This is a genomic window from Vibrio sp. 10N.222.52.C3 (genome assembly GCF_041474195.1).
Taxonomy (GTDB): domain Bacteria; phylum Pseudomonadota; class Gammaproteobacteria; order Enterobacterales; family Vibrionaceae; genus Vibrio; species Vibrio crassostreae_C.
This window is the reverse complement of the sequence record NZ_JBFRTQ010000026.1, coordinates 77418-96428: the sequence shown is the minus strand read 5'-3', so window position 1 is coordinate 96428 and position 19011 is coordinate 77418. Positions and strand designations below refer to the sequence as shown.

17 protein-coding genes and 2 pseudogenes are annotated in these 19011 nt (G+C 45.5%); 14 read left to right on the top strand and 5 right to left on the bottom strand.

The features are described 5' to 3' along the window. Positions 1 to 28 precede the first annotated feature (28 nt). The 5 genes from fmt to AB4517_RS04250 all read left to right on the top strand — a co-directional run bounded on the left by fmt (position 29) and on the right by AB4517_RS04250 (position 5993). Positions 29 to 976 carry a methionyl-tRNA formyltransferase gene (fmt, locus tag AB4517_RS04270; protein ID WP_017058773.1) on the top strand — a complete coding sequence of 316 codons (948 nt, stop codon included), beginning with the start codon at positions 29 to 31 and terminating at the stop codon, positions 974 to 976. Positions 977 to 1068: 92 nt separating this feature from the next. Continuing rightward, entirely contained in the window at positions 1069 to 2349 is a 1281-nt protein-coding gene (rsmB, locus tag AB4517_RS04265; protein WP_372147950.1) for a 16S rRNA (cytosine(967)-C(5))-methyltransferase RsmB, read from the top strand. Positions 2350 to 2458: 109 nt separating this feature from the next. Further along, positions 2459 to 3835, top strand: coding sequence for a Trk system potassium transporter TrkA (trkA, locus tag AB4517_RS04260; protein ID WP_372147943.1), 1377 nt, complete (start codon positions 2459 to 2461; stop codon positions 3833 to 3835). Between the two features lie 95 nt (positions 3836 to 3930). Next, positions 3931 to 5376 (top strand): TrkH family potassium uptake protein, encoded by a 1446-nt coding sequence (locus tag AB4517_RS04255; RefSeq protein ID WP_029235459.1) that lies wholly within the window; start codon positions 3931 to 3933, stop codon positions 5374 to 5376. Between the two features lie 26 nt (positions 5377 to 5402). Continuing rightward, on the top strand, positions 5403 to 5993 hold the full coding sequence (locus AB4517_RS04250; protein ID WP_065584150.1) for a DUF3157 family protein: 591 nt from the start codon (positions 5403 to 5405) through the stop codon (positions 5991 to 5993). Here AB4517_RS04250 and AB4517_RS04245 read toward each other — a convergent pair. Together AB4517_RS04245 and AB4517_RS04240 are read right to left on the bottom strand one after the other, a co-directional pair. Continuing rightward, on the bottom strand, positions 5990 to 6643 hold the full coding sequence (locus tag AB4517_RS04245; protein WP_017063010.1) for a hemolysin III family protein: 654 nt from the start codon (positions 6641 to 6643) through the stop codon (positions 5990 to 5992). The genes AB4517_RS04250 and AB4517_RS04245 overlap by 4 nt on opposite strands. A 156-nt stretch (positions 6644 to 6799) precedes the next feature. Further along, positions 6800 to 7591, bottom strand: coding sequence for a sporulation protein (locus tag AB4517_RS04240; RefSeq protein ID WP_017058778.1), 792 nt, complete (start codon positions 7589 to 7591; stop codon positions 6800 to 6802). Between the two features lie 283 nt (positions 7592 to 7874). Here AB4517_RS04240 and AB4517_RS04235 point away from each other — a divergent pair, with 283 nt between their 5' ends. From AB4517_RS04235 to AB4517_RS04210, 6 genes are all read left to right on the top strand, one after another. Continuing rightward, positions 7875 to 8042 carry a hypothetical protein gene (locus AB4517_RS04235; RefSeq protein WP_004739323.1) on the top strand — a complete coding sequence of 56 codons (168 nt, stop codon included), beginning with the start codon at positions 7875 to 7877 and terminating at the stop codon, positions 8040 to 8042. A 131-nt stretch (positions 8043 to 8173) separates the two neighbouring features. After that, a complete protein-coding gene (locus AB4517_RS04230) occupies positions 8174 to 8437 on the top strand; it encodes a YihD family protein (RefSeq protein ID WP_009848104.1) in 264 nt (87 codons plus the stop codon). A gap of 326 nt (positions 8438 to 8763) precedes the next feature. Continuing rightward, complete coding sequence (ccoG, locus tag AB4517_RS04225; RefSeq protein ID WP_065584151.1) at positions 8764 to 10182, top strand: cytochrome c oxidase accessory protein CcoG; 1419 nt, start codon at positions 8764 to 8766, stop codon at positions 10180 to 10182. Between the two features lie 73 nt (positions 10183 to 10255). Beyond that, positions 10256 to 11242 (top strand): serine/threonine protein kinase, encoded by a 987-nt coding sequence (locus AB4517_RS04220; protein WP_017058781.1) that lies wholly within the window; start codon positions 10256 to 10258, stop codon positions 11240 to 11242. Positions 11243 to 11297: 55 nt separating this feature from the next. Continuing rightward, positions 11298 to 11897 carry a thiol:disulfide interchange protein DsbA/DsbL gene (locus AB4517_RS04215; protein ID WP_017063015.1) on the top strand — a complete coding sequence of 200 codons (600 nt, stop codon included), beginning with the start codon at positions 11298 to 11300 and terminating at the stop codon, positions 11895 to 11897. Positions 11898 to 12037: 140 nt separating this feature from the next. Beyond that, positions 12038 to 12994, top strand: coding sequence for a DUF2860 domain-containing protein (locus tag AB4517_RS04210; protein WP_372147942.1), 957 nt, complete (start codon positions 12038 to 12040; stop codon positions 12992 to 12994). A gap of 62 nt (positions 12995 to 13056) precedes the next feature. Here AB4517_RS04210 and AB4517_RS04205 read toward each other — a convergent pair. Further along, positions 13057 to 13695 (bottom strand): annotated as a pseudogene (locus AB4517_RS04205) (ATP-binding protein); the annotation flags it as partial. Between the two features lie 423 nt (positions 13696 to 14118). Between AB4517_RS04205 and AB4517_RS04200 the strand changes: the two are divergent. The 3 genes from AB4517_RS04200 to AB4517_RS04190 all read left to right on the top strand — a co-directional run bounded on the left by AB4517_RS04200 (position 14119) and on the right by AB4517_RS04190 (position 15710). Continuing rightward, entirely contained in the window at positions 14119 to 14403 is a 285-nt protein-coding gene (locus AB4517_RS04200; protein WP_372147941.1) for a hypothetical protein, read from the top strand. Between the two features lie 3 nt (positions 14404 to 14406). Then, on the top strand, positions 14407 to 14811 hold the full coding sequence (locus tag AB4517_RS04195) for a hypothetical protein (protein WP_372147940.1): 405 nt from the start codon (positions 14407 to 14409) through the stop codon (positions 14809 to 14811). A gap of 611 nt (positions 14812 to 15422) precedes the next feature. After that, the gene (locus AB4517_RS04190) at positions 15423 to 15710 is read left to right on the top strand and encodes a hypothetical protein (RefSeq protein ID WP_255985426.1); all 288 of its coding nucleotides are present in this window, start codon (positions 15423 to 15425) and stop codon (positions 15708 to 15710) included. Between the two features lie 758 nt (positions 15711 to 16468). On the opposite strand, the pseudogene AB4517_RS04185 reads toward AB4517_RS04190, so the two are convergent. Together AB4517_RS04185 and AB4517_RS04180 are read right to left on the bottom strand one after the other, a co-directional pair. Continuing rightward, positions 16469 to 17500: pseudogene (locus AB4517_RS04185) on the bottom strand (IS110 family transposase). A gap of 140 nt (positions 17501 to 17640) precedes the next feature. Further along, positions 17641 to 18885 carry an ISL3 family transposase gene (locus AB4517_RS04180; RefSeq protein ID WP_372147948.1) on the bottom strand — a complete coding sequence of 415 codons (1245 nt, stop codon included), beginning with the start codon at positions 18883 to 18885 and terminating at the stop codon, positions 17641 to 17643. Positions 18886 to 19011: the final 126 nt, after the last annotated feature.

The following is a 19011-nucleotide window of genomic DNA, read 5'->3' as shown; positions in this document are numbered from 1 at the left end:
CTATTACTAAATTAGAAGGAAGCCTACCTTGAGTCAGTCTTTAAGAATTGTCTTTGCAGGTACTCCGGATTTCGCCGCCCGTCACTTGGCGGCGTTGTTGTCTTCGGAGCATGAAGTTGTTGCTGTTTACACACAGCCAGATCGCCCAGCAGGCCGCGGTAAAAAACTCACTGCGAGCCCAGTAAAAAACATCGCACTTGAAAACAATATTCCGGTTTACCAACCAGAAAACTTCAAGTCAGATGAGGCTAAGCAAGAGCTAGCTGAATTGAACGCTGACATCATGGTTGTTGTCGCTTACGGCTTATTGCTTCCGCAGGTTGTATTAGATACGCCTCGCTTAGGTTGTATCAACGTACATGGCTCTATCCTACCGCGCTGGCGTGGTGCTGCTCCGATTCAACGCTCTATTTGGGCGGGTGATAAAGAGACAGGCGTGACGATCATGCAGATGGATATCGGCCTAGATACTGGCGACATGCTAAGTATCGCGACGCTGCCTATCGAAGCGACAGATACTAGCGCATCTATGTACGAGAAATTAGCGGGCCTTGGCCCTGATGCGCTTGTTGAATGTCTAGCGGACATCGCTTCTGGCAAAGCAGTTGCAGAAAAGCAAGACGATGAGCTTGCGAACTACGCGAAGAAGCTAAGCAAAGAAGAAGCGCGTATCAACTGGAGTGATGAAGCTGCGCATATTGAGCGCTGCGTTCGTGCCTTCAACCCATGGCCAATGAGTCACTTTGAAGCTGCTGAGAACAGCATTAAAGTATGGCAAAGCCGTGTGGCAGAGCAAACTTCTGATAAGCCTGCAGGTACCATTCTGCAAGCGGATAAAACTGGTATCTATGTTGCGACAGGGCAAGGCGTACTTGTTCTTGAACAACTGCAAGTTCCAGGTAAAAAAGCCATGTCAGTTCAGGATATCTTGAACTCACGTGCAAGCTGGTTTGAAGTTGGTACACAACTTTCTTAATCCGCTTTTAAAGCTGCTAATTACGCAGCTTAGAAAACCTTTACGAGGGCAGAGATGCCCTCATGTATTCAAATAAATATTCGGTACCCCTCATGAATGTTCGCGCTGCTGCTGCAAATGTCCTATTCCAAGTTGTCGATAAAGGCCACTCTCTGTCACACGCTCTCCCTGCGGCTCAAAAAACGATCCGTCCACGAGACCATGCTCTACTGCAAGAGATTTGCTACGGCGCACTTCGTTACCTGCCTCGTTTAGAGTCAATCGCTAACGAACTGATGGAAAACCCGCTTAAAGGTAAAAAGCGTGTATTCCACCACCTAATCTTGGTGGGCATTTACCAACTAAGCTTCATGCGTATCCCTTCGCATGCCGCGGTTGCTGAAACGGTTGAGGGCACTAAAACACTGCGTGGTCCAAGCCTTAGTGGTTTGATCAACGCTGTGCTACGTAGCTACCTACGTGACCAAGAAGAACTGGACGAGAAAGCCGTTAGTCACAATGCAGGCAAATACGGCCACCCAAGCTGGATTCTAAAAATGCTTCAAGAGAGCTACCCAGATCAATGGGAGCAACTGGTTGAAGCAAACAACAGTAAGGCACCAATGTGGCTGCGCGTTAACCGCCAACACCACACTCGTGACGAGTATGTTGAACTACTTAAAAACGAAAACATTGAATACACATTGCACCCAGAAGCAGCCGATGCCATAAAATTAGCTGCACCTTGTGATGTTACTTTGCTTCCTGGCTTCGACAGAGGTTGGGTATCAGTGCAAGACGCTGCCGCTCAGCTTTCGGTTGACTACCTAACACCAAAAGATGGTGAGCTGATCTTAGATTGTTGTGCTGCGCCAGGTGGTAAAACGGCACACGTTCTTGAGCACACTCAAGACACTGAAGTGGTTGCGATTGACTGCGACATTAAACGCCTAGACCGCGTTTACGATAACCTTGAGCGTCTACAACTGCGTGCCGACGTAATTTGTGGTGATGCTCGCTACCCAGAAGAGTGGTGGATGGGTGATAAGTTCGACCGTATCCTACTTGATGCACCTTGTTCAGCGACTGGCGTCATTCGCCGTCACCCTGACATCAAGTGGCTACGTCGTGCGTCTGACATTGATGCGCTGGCTGAACTGCAAAGCGAGATTATGGATGCAATGTGGCGTCAGCTGAAAGAAGGCGGCACCATGGTTTATGCGACTTGTTCTATCACGCCGCAAGAAAACGTGCTGCAAGTGAAAGCATTCCTAGCACGCACTGAGAACGCTACGTTGGTTGGGTCTGATATCGAAAATCCGGGTCGTCAAATACTACCTGGAGAAGAAGATATGGATGGCTTCTACTACGCAGTTCTAGTAAAACAGGCATAACAACTAACAGCGGCTAAGAATTTATTTCTTAGCCGCTGTTTCTTTCTAGTGCATTATCAAAATAAAGTTAGATAACTAGAATTACCACGGTAAAGAAAAGAGAAAGGCTATGAAGATCATTATCCTAGGTGCTGGACAAGTTGGCGGTACCCTTGCTGAAAACCTGGTTGGTGAAAACAACGACATCACCATTGTCGACCGTAATGCTGACCGACTTCGTGAACTTCAGGATAAGTACGACCTTAGGGTTGTAAACGGTTATGCCAGCCACCCAAACACACTACGTGAAGCGGGTGCGCAAGATGCCGACATGTTGGTTGCCGTAACCAACATGGATGAAACCAACATGGCTGCGTGTCAGGTTGCTTTCTCTCTTTTCAATACGCCGAACCGAATTGCTCGTATTCGCTCTCCTCAATACCTAGAAGAGAAAGAAGCGTTATTCAAATCAGGTGCCATCCCAGTCGATCACCTGATCGCACCCGAAGAGCTAGTGACCAGCTACATCGAGCGCCTGATTCAATACCCAGGCGCACTGCAGGTTGTGAGCTTTGCTGAACAGAAGGTTAGCCTAGTAGCAGTAAAAGCCTACTACGGTGGTCCACTGGTTGGTAACGCATTGTCTGCTTTGCGTGAGCACATGCCGCACATTGATACCCGTGTTGCCGCTATTTTCCGTCAAGGTCGCCCTATTCGTCCACAAGGCACCACCATCATTGAAGCCGATGATGAAGTGTTCTTCGTCGCAGCGAGTAACCACATCCGCTCAGTAATGAGTGAGCTACAGCGCCTAGAGAAACCGTACCGCCGCATCATGATTGTCGGTGGTGGTAACATTGGTGCAAGCTTGGCAAAACGCCTTGAGCAGAGCTACAGTATCAAGCTTATCGAGCGCAGCTACACTCGCGCCGAGAAGCTGTCTGAAGAATTAGAAAACACCATCGTATTCTGTGGTGATGCCGCCGATCAAGAGCTGCTGACCGAGGAGAACATCGATCAAGTGGACGTGTTCATCGCCCTAACCAATGAAGATGAAACCAACATCATGTCAGCCATGCTGGCGAAGGGAATGGGTGCCAAGAAGGTAATGGTACTGATTCAGCGTGGTGCTTACGTAGACCTTGTTCAGGGTGGTGTGATTGATATTGCTATCTCGCCACAGCAAGCGACCATTTCTGCGCTGCTTACTCACGTTCGTCGTGCTGATATCGTAAACGTATCCTCTCTACGTCGCGGCGCTGCAGAGGCGATCGAAGCGATTGCTCACGGTGACGAAACCACCTCTAAAGTGGTTGGCCGAGCGATTGGCGACATCAAGTTACCACCGGGCACCACTATTGGTGCGATTGTTCGCGGAGAAGAAGTACTTATCGCGCACGATAGAACCGTAATCGAACAGGATGACCACGTAGTGATGTTCCTAGTGGACAAGAAATACGTACCGGATGTTGAGTCTCTATTCCAACCGAGCCCGTTCTTCTTATAGCCTTGTTCTCGTGAGCTTCTTATCGCAACTTTCTTTTGTGAGAACGGCGCTCCGGCACAAAGCTGTAATCAATTAAAGCTATGGTCTATTAAGCTATGGTCAACTTTCGTCCGATATTATTAGTGATAGGGTTAGTGTTATCAAAACTCGCCCTTTTCATGTACATCCCTACATTGGTTGCCTTTTTCACAGGCACCGGTGGCTTCCTCGAGTTTGGTCAGTCGGTAGTGATCACGCACATTGTGGCGTTCATCTGCTTGAGCTTAGGCCGTTCAGCTAAGTTCCGACTTGGGGTACGGGACATGTTCCTGATCACCTCTCTGGTATGGACGATAGCCAGTGCCTTTGCTGCACTGCCGTTTGTCTTCATCAACCACATCAGCTTCATTGACGCCTATTTTGAAACCATGTCTGGTATCACCACGACAGGCTCAACCGTATTAAGCGGCTTAGACAGCATGGCTCCAAGTATTCTGTTGTGGCGTTCTATACTGCAATGGTTAGGTGGCATCGGCTTCATCGTTATGGCGGTAGCGGTTCTGCCAATGCTCAACGTCGGTGGTATGCGCCTGTTCCAAACCGAATCATCCGATTGGTCAGATAAAAGCAGCCCACGAGCGAAAACGGTCGCCAAGAACATCGTGGCGGTTTATCTGGTTCTGACTGGGTTGTGCATCATTAGCTACCTGTTTGCAGGCATGGGTATCTTTGACGCAATCAATCATGCCTTCACAACACTGTCTACGGGTGGTTACTCAACATCAGATGGCTCAATGAACCACTTCTCTAACAGTGCTCACTGGGTAGGAACCCTGTTCATGTTCCTTGGTGGTCTGCCGTTCCTACTGTTTGTTAGCGCACTGCGTGGTAGAAAACTCTCAATCCTCTACAAAGACGCGCAAGTGAGAGGTTTCACCTATCTATTCTTGGTCACTAGTGCCGTGATATCGACATGGTTGGTGGTTAGAGATGGCTACACAGTCATGGATGCGATGCGTGTTTCGATGTTCAACATTGTGTCAGTCGTAACCACAACCGGTTTTGGCTTAGAAGATTTCACCGCGTGGGGCGCTTTGCCTACCACGCTGTTTGCCTTTTTAATGATGGCGGGCGCGTGCTCAGGTTCAACCTCTGGTGGTATCAAGATCTTCCGCTTCCAGATCGCGATGACCATGCTTCATAAGCAGATGATGAAACTGATTCACCCGTCGGGCGTGTTTGTTCAACGCTACAATCAGCGACCGGTGAATGACGATATTGTGCGTTCACTAGTCGCATTTGGTTTGATGTTCTTTATTACGATTATCTTAATTGCAGGTGGCTTGAGCGCGATGGGGCTTGATCCCGTGACCAGTATATCTGGCGCTATCACAGCCGTTGCCAACGTTGGTCCTGGTATGGGCAGCGTTATCGGTCCAACCGGGAACTTTGCTCCACTGCCCGACGCCGCTAAATGGTTGCTAAGCTTAGGAATGCTGATGGGGCGACTCGAGATATTGACGCTCATTGTTCTATTTTTCCCAGCCTTTTGGCGACGTTAACCAAGCACAAAATCAAGGAAACACAGATGAAATCATACGTACTTCTCGCTAGCGCATTGCTCGCAAACTCAGTATTCGTAAGTTCTGCCTTTGCTGATCAAATGGTCACACTGCCTGATGGCAAGCAAGTGTTACTCAAAGATGATTTTACTTGGCAATACGTGGCACCGAAGCAAACGGAAACAGCAGCGACAACATCAGAGATCGAAGCGCCTATTGCAGCAGCCCCTGTCGTAGCCGTACCTGTCGCAACGAACACGCGTGGCACTACGATTGTGGTTAATAGTAAAAAGCCAAGCTTACAGCTGTCTCAGTCAGGAGTGGATGTTGTACTGGGTGCAAGTCGCTATGAAGATGGTGAGCTTATCATTCCGACAGCCATCACTAACCAAGGCACTCAAGCGGTCATTTTGGTATCACTTAACATCAGCGTATTTACTGCAGAAGGTGAGTTGTTGGCAGAAGAAGAAGTTGCTGTGTGGAAATCAATCAAACGAATGGCCGACACATACCTACGACCAAAGACGGGTGAAGAAGGCAAGCTCATCAAGCTCGACCTAGAACAACACCCTGAATATCAGATTAAAGCTGAGATTACTGAGGTACTGGCTCGCTAAACCGGAGTCACGTACAAATAAATAGCGAAGAAATGGCAAGCGCAGCCCGCCAACACAAACAAATGCCAGATGGCATGATTGTAAGGGATGCGTTTTGCCACATAGAAAATCACACCCAACGAGTAAATCACGCCACCGAGTGCTAGTAGCACCAAACCACCCATCTCGATATTCATCGCCAGTTGATAAACCACAATCAGCGATAACCAACCCATCGCCAAGTAAGTCACCAATGACAAACGCTTAAATCGGTAGACGAAGGCAATCTTCATAATAATTCCGACTAGCGCGATACCCCAAATCACTGCCATCAAACCCATCGCCAATGGTGTTCTTAAACTCACCAATAAAAATGGCGTGTAACTGCCCGCGATCAATAAGTAGATCGCACAGTGATCGAGAGTTTTCAGTAATCGCTTGGTCTTTTCTGTGGTGATCGAGTGATAAAGCGTGGAAGCGAGAAAGAGTAGGATAATACTGCTGCCATATACCGCCATACTCGCAATAGTCAGTATGTCGGCTTGATGGTCAAACGCACGAATCAGCAGCAGGATTAAACCAACCACGCCAAGCACAACACCCAAGCCATGGGTTATCGCATTGGCGCGTTCTTCGATGTCACTGTATTCGCTCGCCGATGATGCAGACATGATTATCCTACTAGAGTAAATGTTCGATTTGCCTAGTATTGCACATTAAGCTTACACGTGTAAGCTTAAATTTTTATGACATCTTTTATGACATTAATAACGCCTAAACGGTGTGATGAAGCTAAGGTCTCTAAAGCTACAGAACCAAAGAGCTAACTAAGATGCGTTGTCTAGATACTCAAGTACCATCTTGCCCGCATCTTGTGGTGACGTATCCAATGGCACACTCAATTGACGCTGCAGTTGGCCAATGCCTAACAAGCTCGCCAACATGCCTTTTGCACCATCGCGATTACGGTCTATCTCAAACCACAACTTAAGCTCGGTTTCATCACGATGAGCAACCACTTCCAGTTCACGCCAGCGGCCATGATATGGACCAGTGGTAGGGACAAACTCAAACTCTTGAACAAATGGCAGTTCAAAGCCCTCTACTGCTTCGCACTCAACTTGGCGAATGCGTAAACCTTGAGCTTCTAGTTCATTAAAAATACCATCAAGAAGTGCATCTGGGCGAACCGTTAAAATATCCTTATCCGATGGATCAATCGCCATCGCAATATCGAGCCCGGTTTCTAGCCACACCTTTGAATCACCAATCGTGACAGGTGTGTTCAGCGGGACATCAAACTCACATTCAAAATCACGGGTTTCACCCGGCTGAATAACAAAGGCATACGGCAGGCTCCATTTGGCCAACGAGTATGTCTGGTGCATTCGACGTGTTTGACCGCCCTCTTGCCTTTGCGAATTCATAGTAATTTCTTTGACGTAACGACAGCACAAGTTGAGATCGATATTGTCGATCTCTTGTGGCTGAGCGCCACCATAGACATGCACAATAATGCTCGCCTTCTTGCCTGGATAAAGCACTTCCTGTTGCAATACAGAATCCACCTTGGCAGATCCAATTCCAAAACTTGCTAACGTTTTCTTTAAGAACGACATATGCACCTCCTTTAAAGCATCATCTTAAGCCTGAAAGAGGTTCAAACTCAAATATACTGCTCACACTATTTTAGCTCTAATATCGTCTATTTATCACTCAGGCGTCGATCGATAACTTAGATAGTGATAATCTAAGCCTTGATATGCATGCATATCATTATCCTGATTTATTCTTCGGATTGGCGAAAGCCAGACGAGTGACGCTTCAAGCAATTGAGGTGGAGCTCATGGTAAATCAGGCCATTAGATTGGCAATGGATATGCCTGACCGTTAGGTAAATTAATGCGCCCAACAGCTGTCAGGTTCTCGCACACCAACCGTAGTGCGATGCGTCGTCGTAGTGGCTTTGTTGCTGCTCCAACGGCTAAGAAATTGGCTCCTACAATGACTCTAGTTGAGAAGACTGCTTTATTAGCACCGACTACAACGAAAGTGATTAAAGCCGCTTAACAAAAAGCGCAGTTTTTACTGCGCTTTTTTCTTGCCCGCTCCCATCTTGAAATGTGTTTACACATTGGTATTCCCTACCCGATTTGATACCTTAGCCACAAATCATTATAAAATTTGTGGAGAAATAAAGTATGAAGTGTCACCGCATTGAAGAACTGCTTGAACTGATGGAGCCTGAGTGGCAGAAAGATCAAGAGCTTAACCTATTAGAGTTCATCATTAAGCTATCAAAAGAAGCGGGCTACCAAGGCAAGCTTGAAGAACTGACTGACGATGTTCTTATCTATCACCTAAAAATGCGCAACAGCGAAAAAGATGAGATGATCCCGGGCCTGAAAAAAGACCAAGAAGATGATTTCAAAACCGCAATTCTAAAAGCACGTGGCCTTCTTTAGTCGCCCGTTAGTTTAGAGCTCAATTGCCGTATAGATAAAACACTCAATTTTAAAAAGCGACCACCAGGTCGCTTTTTTGTTTCTGTTCGCTATTTTTTCGTCACAACTGTTATGACTTTTGTTGTTAAAGGTTGATAGCGTTAAAGAAATGAGAACAAGATTGTCGCTATAATCGCCATCCATAAGAATCTTCTAAAATAATAAGAGTGAGTGCGATAACAACAAATGCACCAAGCTCAATTTCAACAGGTTCTCTAAACCATACTTTCAAGTAATGTCGTCATGCCCGACTTAACCGGGCAAATAAGCCACAAAAAGGATAGTCCATGAGTCAGGATAAAATCGATATCAAAGATGTGACTCCTAAAACCTTTAACCCGAAAACACATAAAGGTAATGGAGATCGATTTAACCCAAGTAACCGAATCTATGTTCGAGAAAGCAAAGGTAAATTCCAACAACTGCGTCGCTATGGCGGTTGGTTCTTACTTTTACTTTTTGCGCTTATCCCATGGATTCCCTTTGGTGAACGTCAAGCGATCTTGCTCGATATCGGCAGCCAACAGTTCAACTTCTTTGGCACCACCTTATACCCGCAAGATCTGACCCTACTCGCGATCCTATTTATGATTGCCGCGTTTGGCCTGTTTTTCATAACCACCTTCTTAGGCCGTGTCTGGTGTGGCTATTTATGCCCACAAACCGTCTGGACCTTCATGTATATCTGGTTCGAAGAGAAGCTAGAAGGCGCTGCCAATAAGCGAAGAAAACAAGACTCGGGCAAACTGACGAGCAATTTAATCCTCAGAAAAACCCTCAAACACATTGCGTGGTGGGCGATTGCCATTGCGACGGGCTTAACCTTTGTTGGTTACTTCATCCCAATCAAAGAGTTAGTGGTTGGCTTCTTTACCTTTAACTCGTCTTTCTGGCCGGTGTTTTGGGTACTGTTCTTTGCTGGATGTACTTATGCCAATGCGGGTTGGATGCGTTCAATTGTTTGTCTGCACATGTGTCCTTACGCGCGTTTCCAGTCGGCAATGTTCGATAAAGACACCTTCATCGTTGGTTACAACACAGAACGTGGTGAAAGCCGTGGCCCTCGCTCTCGTAAAGCCGATCCAAAAGAGCTTGGTCTAGGCGACTGTATTGACTGTAATCTGTGTGTACAAGTGTGCCCTACGGGTATCGATATCCGTGACGGCCTGCAATACGAGTGTATTAACTGCGGCGCGTGTATTGATGCCTGTGACAACACGATGGAGCGTATGGGCTATGAGAAAGGCCTGATCAATTACACCACCGAGCACAGACTTGAAGGTCACTCGACCAAGGTAATGCGTCCCAAGCTGTTGGGCTATGGCGCTATCTTGATCGTGATGCTGGGCTTGTTCTTCGCCCAAATCGCGAGCGTTGATCCTGCCGGCCTAAGTGTTCTGCGTGACCGAAACCAACTGTTTAGAGTCAATAACCAAGGGTTGGTTGAAAACACCTACACCTTGAAAGTGATCAACAAGACTCAACAAGAGCAAGAGTACAAACTCGATGTTAGCGGACTGCCCGATTCTATCTGGTATGGTAAACAGACGATTACTGTCGATCCAGGCGAGGTTTTGAACCTACCTATCAGTTTGGGCGCCGACCCAGAAAAACTGAGCTCACCAGTTTCGACAATTCAGTTTATACTCTCGGATAATGAAGAGTTTACGATGGAAGTCGAAAGCCGCTTTATCAAGAAGCTCTGATACCCGCACCGTAGTGCTTGGTATAACAACCCAATAAATGGAAAAAGGCTCAGTAATGAGCCTTTTTTATTCTATGACGATGCAAGCCTTTAACTTTGATAACCTGACTCCTGACTTCATGTGGTACGCACTGGAGAGCATTGGAGTTCGTGCTGAATCCGGGCTTCTCGCTCTCAACAGCTACGAAAACCGGGTGTATCAATTCACCGATGAAGACCGTAAGCGCTACGTCGTTAAGTTTTATCGTCCGCAACGCTGGAACAAGGCACAGATCCAAGAAGAGCATGACTTCGCACTCGAGCTTATCGAGCAAGAGATGCCTGTTGCTCCTCCAATGCGAATCAACGGTGCAACCTTACATGAATACCAAGGCTACCTATTTGCACTATTTGAAAGTGTTGGCGGCAGACAGTATGAAGTTGACAATCTAGATCAATTGGAAGGCGTAGGACGCTTTCTTGGTCGTATTCATAAAGCCAGCGCGGGAAGAACATTCCAGCATCGCCCGACCATCAGCTTAGATGAATACCTTTATCAGCCACGTAAGATTCTAGAGAACTCTCAGTTTATCCCGACGCACCTAGAAAATGCCTTCTTCAATGACGTTGACCTTCTGATCAAAGAGCTAGAGAGCCAGTGGCCGAGCAACATTGAGAATATCCGCCTGCACGGTGACTGCCACCCTGGCAATATTTTGTGGCGCGATGGGCCAATGTTCGTCGATCTTGATGACGCACGTAACGGCCCTGCGATACAAGATCTGTGGATGCTGCTCAATGGCGAGCGCCAAGATAAGCTGATGCAACTGGATATTTTGCTAGAGAGTTACCAAGAGTTTTGCGATTTTAATACCGCACAACTGAAACTAATCGAACCACTACGCGGTCTACGTATGGTGCATTACATGGCATGGTTGGCGAAACGATGGCACGATCCTGCGTTTCCTCTGGCCTTCCCGTGGTTTAATGATCCGAAATATTGGGAGCAACAAGTACTTGCTTGTAAAGAGCAAATTGCTACCCTGCAAGAGCCACCACTTTCGTTAATGCCTCAGTGGTAACAGCAATCGCAACATACAACTAGATAAAAATTCAAACATAATGGAGATTGGATAAATGAAAAAGCTATTCGCATTTTTCTCATTGATCATGTTGAGCCTTACCGCTCACGCTGCGAAATTTAACGAAGGTGAACACTACAAAGTTCTCGACCTAGAAGCATCAAAAAAACCAATGGTGACAGAGTTCTTCTCTTTTTACTGCCCACACTGTAATAGCTTTGAGCCAATCATCCAGCAGCTAAAACAACAGCTACCTAAAGACGCTAAGCTACAGAAGAACCATGTTTCATTCATGGGTGGCAACATGGGTCTGCCAATGAGCAAAGCTTACGCGACAATGATTGCACTGAAAGTTGAAGATAAAATGGTGCCAGTGATGTTTAACCGCATCCACACAATGAACAAGCCACCACGTGATGAAGAAGAACTGCGTCAAATCTTCCTAGACGAAGGCGTTGATGCGAAGAAATTCGATGCTGCGTATAACGGCTTTGCTGTAGATTCTATGGTTCGTCGCTTCGACAAAGCATTCAAAGACAGCGGCCTTTCAGGTGTACCCGCTGTTGTGGTTAACAACCGCTACCTAGTAGAAGCTCAAGGTATCAACTCTCTTGATGAGTACTTCGAGCTCGTGAACTTCTTATTAAAGAAGTAAGCCATTGATGAAAGGAAGCTTCGGCTTCCTTTTTTTTTGCTAGTTCAAAAATCATTATTGATAAATAATTAACCTGGAAGTTTAAAGCTTTACTGCTATTAATAACCCGTCCTAAGAACCGGTGGGCAAGGAGCCCTTGAATGAAAATAAAAATAACTCTCTTGGCATTGAGCGTTGCGGCTTCTCCCGCTTTTGCCAAGCTTGCAGACCAACAAGGTTTCAGTGGTGAAATCTCTCTCAATACCGGGGTTACCTCTTCCACCTCGAACTTTAATACCGATGGTGATAGCAATCTTTCATCCACAGATCAGAAGGCTTCTTCGGAAAGCTCTTTTCTGGTTGCTCCTTTAGGTAGTGTTGCTTATACCTTTGGTGAAAAGCTAAACCATCAGGTATACACAGGTACCGCGCGAGATGATGTAGCAACAGGTACTGTAGTTCTCGAAGTCGGTTACAAATACCAACTTGAGTCAGGCATGGTGATCGACGCTTCACTGCTGCCAACCATTATGTCTGGTGAAACTTGGGCTGATCCATACAACACCACATCAGCTCGCACCAAGACCGATGAAACTGGCAATGCGTTTCGTTTGAAGCTAAGCAACATTGCGGGCTCAGCTTTCTCGCTAGACATGGCCTATGCGACCAAAGATGTCGACAAGGATGATATTCAAGATCAAGAGCTCAAACGAGATGCCAATACTCTCTACTTGAAAGGTCAATATCGCCTGCCACTCAGTCGTACCATGATGCTTATTCCATCCGTCATCTATCAAACACGTGATGCTGATGGTAAAGCTGAATCTTACGACCAATTCGGTGGTGAGGTAAGCTTGTTTGGTGGCATGGGGCGTCACCAGTACGCACTAACAGCGGGTTACAGCCAACGCTCTTACGATGCGAGCAACCCGATCTACGACAAGAAACGCAGCGACGACAATATCAACCTATTCGCCGCCTATGAGTATGATCAATTCATGGATTGGGAAAACTGGTCGTTTATTTCACTGGCAGGCTACGGCACCAGCGACTCGAACATTACCTTCTACGACGAGTCTCAATATATCGTTTCAGTTGGCTTGAACTACAAGTTCTAACCTTAGCGAGTATGAACTGCAATCCAACGAAAGCCTGCATCTAAGCAGGCTTTTTCTGCTTGCTAGACAGCTTGAGCCGTGAGTTGTTTCAGCAAGCGATCCATCGCGCGATAGCCTAGCGCTTCTGATAGATGTTTCTTTTCGATCTGCTCGTTACCGTCAAGGTCGGCAATGGTTCGTGCCACCTTAATAATTCGATGATAAGCACGAATCGATAAACCCAAGCGATGTAGTGCTGTCTCAAGAAACTCTGCATCTTCGCGTCGCAGTGGGCAATACTTCTCAATTTCTCGGCTACCTAACAGTGCATTCGATTTATGGTTGCGAGATAGCATTAACTCTCGCGCCTGCCTAACCCTTTGCTTAACTACTTGAGTGGTTTCACCGCGATCACCGCCTTCGGCCAACATTCCTTTTGGCAACAGAGGTATCTCCAATGACATATCGAACCTATCCAGCAAGGGCCCAGATAAGCGATTGAGGTAACGCAGAATGATCTGTGGGTTGGCGCGCGCCTGGTTACCTTCGTAATAACCCGTTGGACTTGGGTTAAGTGCACCGACCAATTGAAAACGCGCAGGAAAACGAGTCTTGCCCGCAGCACGGGAGATAATGATCTCGCCCGACTCTAGTGGCTCTCGTAATGAATCAAGCACCTTGCGCTCAAACTCCGGCATTTTCCTAATATCGAGTTTGAGTAATAAATATTGTCAATGTGAGGCTTTGAATGTTATGAGTGTTGTCCGAGTTAGTGGAGCGCATCGCTTCAGATGCTAGCGGAAAGATAGGTCATTCATTTTTCTATTTAGTCGAGCAAGTTGCTATGTTATCCACTCAATCTGACGTATTCAGCCAACTCCCCCTCATGAATGAATATTCACTTACTCATTAGGTACAACAACTGATTTAATCAAAGAATTGAAATGGAGCGAAACTGCCAGCTAAAACAGTTATGCCCCTTTTCAAGCTAGCGCACTTTATCATCACACTTTACAGATGAGCATTTGACCTACTTTTTCTAATTAATCATTATGCTCTTGGTTGGGTATGCATTTATGTATAGTGCAAGTTAGAGTTCGTGACTTCACTACAGTAGTTGGTAGGTTTCAATAAGGGAGTATGTTTTGGATAAAGAAACCAATAAACAAAAAGCGCAGAAAGCAAAGTTAGCGAGAGCTGAAAAAAAGGCACAACGTATTAGAGTGCGAGGGAATGCGGAAACTAAGGTTGATGCTATTGAGGTTTTAGTTTCTTCAAAAACCACAGTTAAGCGTTGGTATGCTAGGAGAGGTATTCTAGTTCGAGAGGTGCATGGTCAAAGGTATCGCATAGTCTCTCCTTGCGGCTCAACTATGAAAAAGGATACGCGTAGCGGGGGGCCAAAATCAAAAGTGCCTAAAGGTTGTTAAAATATGAAATTGAGCGACATTAGAGCAGAAGTTGATTCTTACACAGGGGGGGCTAGCTCTGTAAATCGGCAGATGGCACTAGCGGGCATAGCGGTAATTTGGATCATAGTTAAAGAAGATAGTGATGTGGCTATTCAAAATGGTGCCCTTTGGATTTTCGTAGCATCACTTTCTGCTGACCTAATGCAATATATATTAGGAGCTATTTCTTCAAAAGTACTTGATATAAAGAAACAAATAGAGCTAAAGCGATTATATAATAAAGATGATGTAAAGATTGAAGCTGATGATTTCGAAATTAGTTCATGGTGGCATGTACCAACGTGGCTATGTTTTTTCGCTAAAATCATACTTGTGATATGGGGGTACTTTAGTCTGTTACAGCAACTCCCTATTCCATTGAGCTAGCTGTTATTGCTAGCTCCACTCTGTATATCTTCGAGTCAGCCAGATCTGGGCTGACTCACCTTTGCCCCTAAACGTGTTTAGAGCATAAGAAACTATCAATAGATTAATTTGTGTAAGCCTGCTGCACCAGTTTTTTTAGTCCCAGATACGACAAAGCCACAGGCAATGCCTATGGCTTTGTAAACAGCTACAGAATGTTTGTCATTCAAATCGAAGAGGGAACACATTCTGTGTGCAGCGTCGGGTGTTTTATCACCAAAGTATATGGAAGGGAAAGCACCTAGACTTATCATATGTCCTCGGTGGTCTGCTTTGCAATTAAGCCAAGTTCAATTCGATACAATTACTTCTGGCCAGACAGTAAATAGTATCTCCAAGAAAAAGCAGGGATACCCGAGGCTCTCAACGTTAGTTTAAAGCTAAGAACTGTATGTGGCAAGCTTACTTCTGCCCCGAAGTGTTTTAAGACTAATGGTTTGCTTGATAAGCTATTGGCAATAATTTTAGGCCCTAACCAGAATTTGCTAGACTTGGGTAAAGAGCAAACCATGGTGGACGAATGAACTACTTTGCAGAGGACCCCTTCTAGGTAATGTAAACCTGGAGGGTAAATGAAAAAACTAAAGCGACAGTACCGAAGTTATGTCAAAGCGCAAGGGGATTATCTATGGGATGTGTACCCTAGCGTACGCAGTGGAACTCACAAGCATTTTTCAACCAAGCAGGAGAAGAGCTACTATTTCCTCCACAAAGTTGAGTGTCGTGAATACCCCATCAAACTGCGAGCAGCTAGAGGAAAATCACTGGCTAACCCGTGGGATGATTACCCTGCACACGTATATGACGTTGCTAAGTGTTGGAAGCATAACTCGAAAAGACGTCACCAATACTACAAATGAACACCTTCAAGCCTCGCTAATGCGAGGCTTATTTGTGTTCCGTCAGTTTGTTCATTAAAGCTTACTAATCCGTTAATTTGCCCATTTTCGAGTTAGACGCTCATTTCGCAGTGTGCGAATCGCAACCTGCGAAATGAACTTGCTTTTCCCATAAAGCCCCTATAAAACATTGATTTACGCATGGAGCACAAAGGGGTAGCCTTAGCTAAAGCACAGACACGACCATAACCACAAAAAGTAGCTCAATTACGCGCTACCAGCGATCAATAGTGGCAGATATTGAGCCCCTTTAGTTCGGAATACTTTTTCGAAAAAAACGACAACTTTTGCAACTGAAATTAACCTTTATAAAACAGTAGTTTAAGGTGGATTTTGGTGTAGGATTTCACGGTGAAATTGACAGATAGACCAGCAGGTCAGGAAGCTTTACTAAGCGGCTTTTCGACAGTAAACGTTATTCTCATTTTGCTGTTTACGTAATAACAGCTGACGGGTAGAACATCGTAACGCAGATCTGCCCCTTTATGTATATGGAATCCACGTATTTACAAAGTGATTTTGGCAATAAAAGTTAAGATGCGGTCGTATATTCGGCTTCTTATTGAAGGAGCTACCCTCTAGCCTTTGATGTTTTGCGCACCTACTGTCCTTATCGCGCTAGCAGCTTTTTACAGCATGACAGAATGGCCAGGTTCTCAGTAGGTTGGTCTTACCTTTTATGCATCATCATTTTGTAAAATTTAAAAATTTGGTAGTGATTAATGAGTGAGTAATACTGGTTTATATTCAGTCTCATACCGAAGCATTGCCCACGCAGTACGTACCACTTTGTTAGCCAGTGCAATGCAGGCCTTCTTGAAGCCGATACGATCTATGATGCTCCTCAACCAAGCGTCCTTCTGAGTCTTCGGTTTTTCGGGTAGTCGCCCAACGTATGACATTGCGCCAAGATAAAGAAGCGAGCGTAGCTCCTTCACACCACCGCATTTATCGATCCCAATCATAAAAACTTTGCCTCCTGAACTGTGCTGTTTAGGTGTAAGACCAACAAATGCTGAAGCTTGTCTTCCATTCTTGAACTGCTTTCCATCACCAAGAGTTGTATAGAGCATCGCAGCAGTTGTTTCACCAACCCCTTCAATGCCCATTAATCGTTGGCACGGCTCTATCTGACGGGTTAAAGCATTTTTCTCTTTTTCGAATGCGATGAGTTTTGCTTTAAGTTCTTTATATTGCTCCCAAAGCATCGACAGAACGGATACGACATTGGAGGGTATTGGTGTATCGCCATCAAGCACGGTTTGAACCGACGCTTTTAAGCCTTTTTCACCTCTAGGGTTTGCTATCCCGTAGCCCAAAATTGTCCCTCTAATGTGAAGAGCTAGGGAAACAACACTACGAGATAAGAATCTACGGCTAGTTTCTAAAGAATGCATAGCTTGTTGTTCCAATGACTTTGGACGACTGTACTTGATACCAATTTGTATAGCGGCGTTAGCGATGGCGAGAGCATCATTATGATCCGTTTTATGACCTTCTAGGTATCCTTTCACCTTCTTAGGGTTAATGATTCGGACTTCATGCCCAAGTTTTTCTGCTAATTACCCCCAGTAATGGCAACCGCAACAACCTTCCATGGCGACAATCGAAGGCTTAGCCTTTGCCAAGAACTCTTTCATCTTCTGGCGACTCAGAGGTTTATTGGACATTAGCTCACCATGAATGCTGATATGGCAGGCTTGAAGAACATTTTTTGCTAAGTCGATAGCGATAACATTTTTAGTCAACATATTGGAACCCTCGGTTTTTTCTCACACTCCTAAGTCTAGATTGCTAAGGAGGGAGTGGATTCCATACATCACGTTAGACCTTTTACTCATTCATATGTTGTTAACCTGAGTTTGCCCTAGTCAAAATGGCTCTTCTCCGCTTAGATGAGCTTGACAGAAGGGTATAACATTGAACTTACCTCAGGTACTGAAAGCTGTTTAATCTTCAGTTTGAAGTATTCGGTATCTCTTATCCCGCGAGCTCTTCTGCGCAACAATCCTATTGATACATTGCCAGCCTCGATTATAGAGCTGGTTAGTCGGTCATACTTTGCAAAGTTACAGATGCCTTCTTTGTGGTCTTGCAGCATCGATACAAAACCTTGCACGCTCATTATTCTTGTCGCTTTGGCTAACTGACACCAAGCGTCTAAACGGTAAGCCATTTGCTGATAGGTTTCCGCTCGCCAGATACTTTTTAGCTGCTCTTTAAGAACGTAGATTTCACTCAGACGCCGATTAGCTTTGAGTAACATTTTCAGTTTGTCCGTTTGGTTTTCTGACAGCCTTTCTGGATTCTTTAATAGAAGGTAAAGCGAGCCTTTAATCAGCGTTTTATCTTCTCTACAGACCGCTTTTTTGAACTCATACGAACGCTCTCGTCGAATGAGTTGGCTATATTGTTGGACGACATGGAATCGGTCAAAAACGATGTCAGCATTCGGCAGGTTTCCTCTGACGGCTTTTTGGTAAGCTTTCCCCATATCCATTGCAACGGCCTGAATCCCTTGGGCAGTTTGTTCGGTAAGTTGAGTGAGAAAGGCTTCGAGAACGCGGTGTGTACGACCATGCTCGACCCAAATCAATTGGCCGTTATCCATGTTATACACCACAGTCATATAGTCGTGCCCTTTGGCTTTTGCGACTTCATCAACGCCAATCCGTTTTAATCCACGGAGTTTTGACGGCTCAGAGGATGGCAACGTTCGATGCAGCGCCGCCTTGTCAATATTCTTAATCGTTTCCCAGCGAAGTCCATAGTGTCTCGCAATCACACTGATGGGCATGTGACGGCACAAGCCACTAATTTGTTCACAGAATCGTTTGGAATAACGTACACCTTTTTCTACAAAGTCACACTCTTCAATACGTCGCTCACCTTCGGTTGTACGGATTTGCGCAAGCTCAATATGAATTCGACAACACCGGCCACTTATCGGCAAGTCATAAATGGTTCTAGAAACGTAAGTATTGACGGTGCAAGCTTGGTTAGACTTTGGGTCGGTCACTTTAAATCGTCGGTCTCGACGACAGTAAACGTCAACAGTTTGAGTGGATTCATCGACCTTAATCGACTGGATTGCCTGCCCCTGAATATGTAAAAGCTGAGAAAGTAACTGGGTCAAAATAGGATTCATCCATACTGACTAAAAAAGGGTTATTAGTCAGTATGGTAGAAGTCATAAGTATTGCGTTATGACTCAACAAAGCGGAGAAGAGCCGTCAAAATTATCCGATTGAATTGACAAATT

Coding starts and splice junctions, on each gene's coding strand:
- AB4517_RS04230 (WP_009848104.1), top strand. CDS start 8,174: ATGAAGTGTCACCGCATTGAAGAACTGCTTGAACTGATGGAGCCTGAG.
- AB4517_RS04195 (WP_372147940.1), top strand. CDS start 14,407: ATGAAATTGAGCGACATTAGAGCAGAAGTTGATTCTTACACAGGGGGG.
- AB4517_RS04245 (WP_017063010.1), bottom strand. CDS start 6,643: ATGTCTGCATCATCGGCGAGCGAATACAGTGACATCGAAGAACGCGCC.
- trkA (WP_372147943.1), top strand. CDS start 2,459: ATGAAGATCATTATCCTAGGTGCTGGACAAGTTGGCGGTACCCTTGCT.
- AB4517_RS04220 (WP_017058781.1), top strand. CDS start 10,256: ATGACGATGCAAGCCTTTAACTTTGATAACCTGACTCCTGACTTCATG.
- AB4517_RS04255 (WP_029235459.1), top strand. CDS start 3,931: ATGGTCAACTTTCGTCCGATATTATTAGTGATAGGGTTAGTGTTATCA.
- AB4517_RS04215 (WP_017063015.1), top strand. CDS start 11,298: ATGAAAAAGCTATTCGCATTTTTCTCATTGATCATGTTGAGCCTTACC.
- AB4517_RS04240 (WP_017058778.1), bottom strand. CDS start 7,591: ATGTCGTTCTTAAAGAAAACGTTAGCAAGTTTTGGAATTGGATCTGCC.
- rsmB (WP_372147950.1), top strand. CDS start 1,069: ATGAATGTTCGCGCTGCTGCTGCAAATGTCCTATTCCAAGTTGTCGAT.
- ccoG (WP_065584151.1), top strand. CDS start 8,764: ATGAGTCAGGATAAAATCGATATCAAAGATGTGACTCCTAAAACCTTT.
- AB4517_RS04235 (WP_004739323.1), top strand. CDS start 7,875: ATGCGCCCAACAGCTGTCAGGTTCTCGCACACCAACCGTAGTGCGATG.
- AB4517_RS04250 (WP_065584150.1), top strand. CDS start 5,403: ATGAAATCATACGTACTTCTCGCTAGCGCATTGCTCGCAAACTCAGTA.
- AB4517_RS04210 (WP_372147942.1), top strand. CDS start 12,038: ATGAAAATAAAAATAACTCTCTTGGCATTGAGCGTTGCGGCTTCTCCC.
- AB4517_RS04190 (WP_255985426.1), top strand. CDS start 15,423: ATGAAAAAACTAAAGCGACAGTACCGAAGTTATGTCAAAGCGCAAGGG.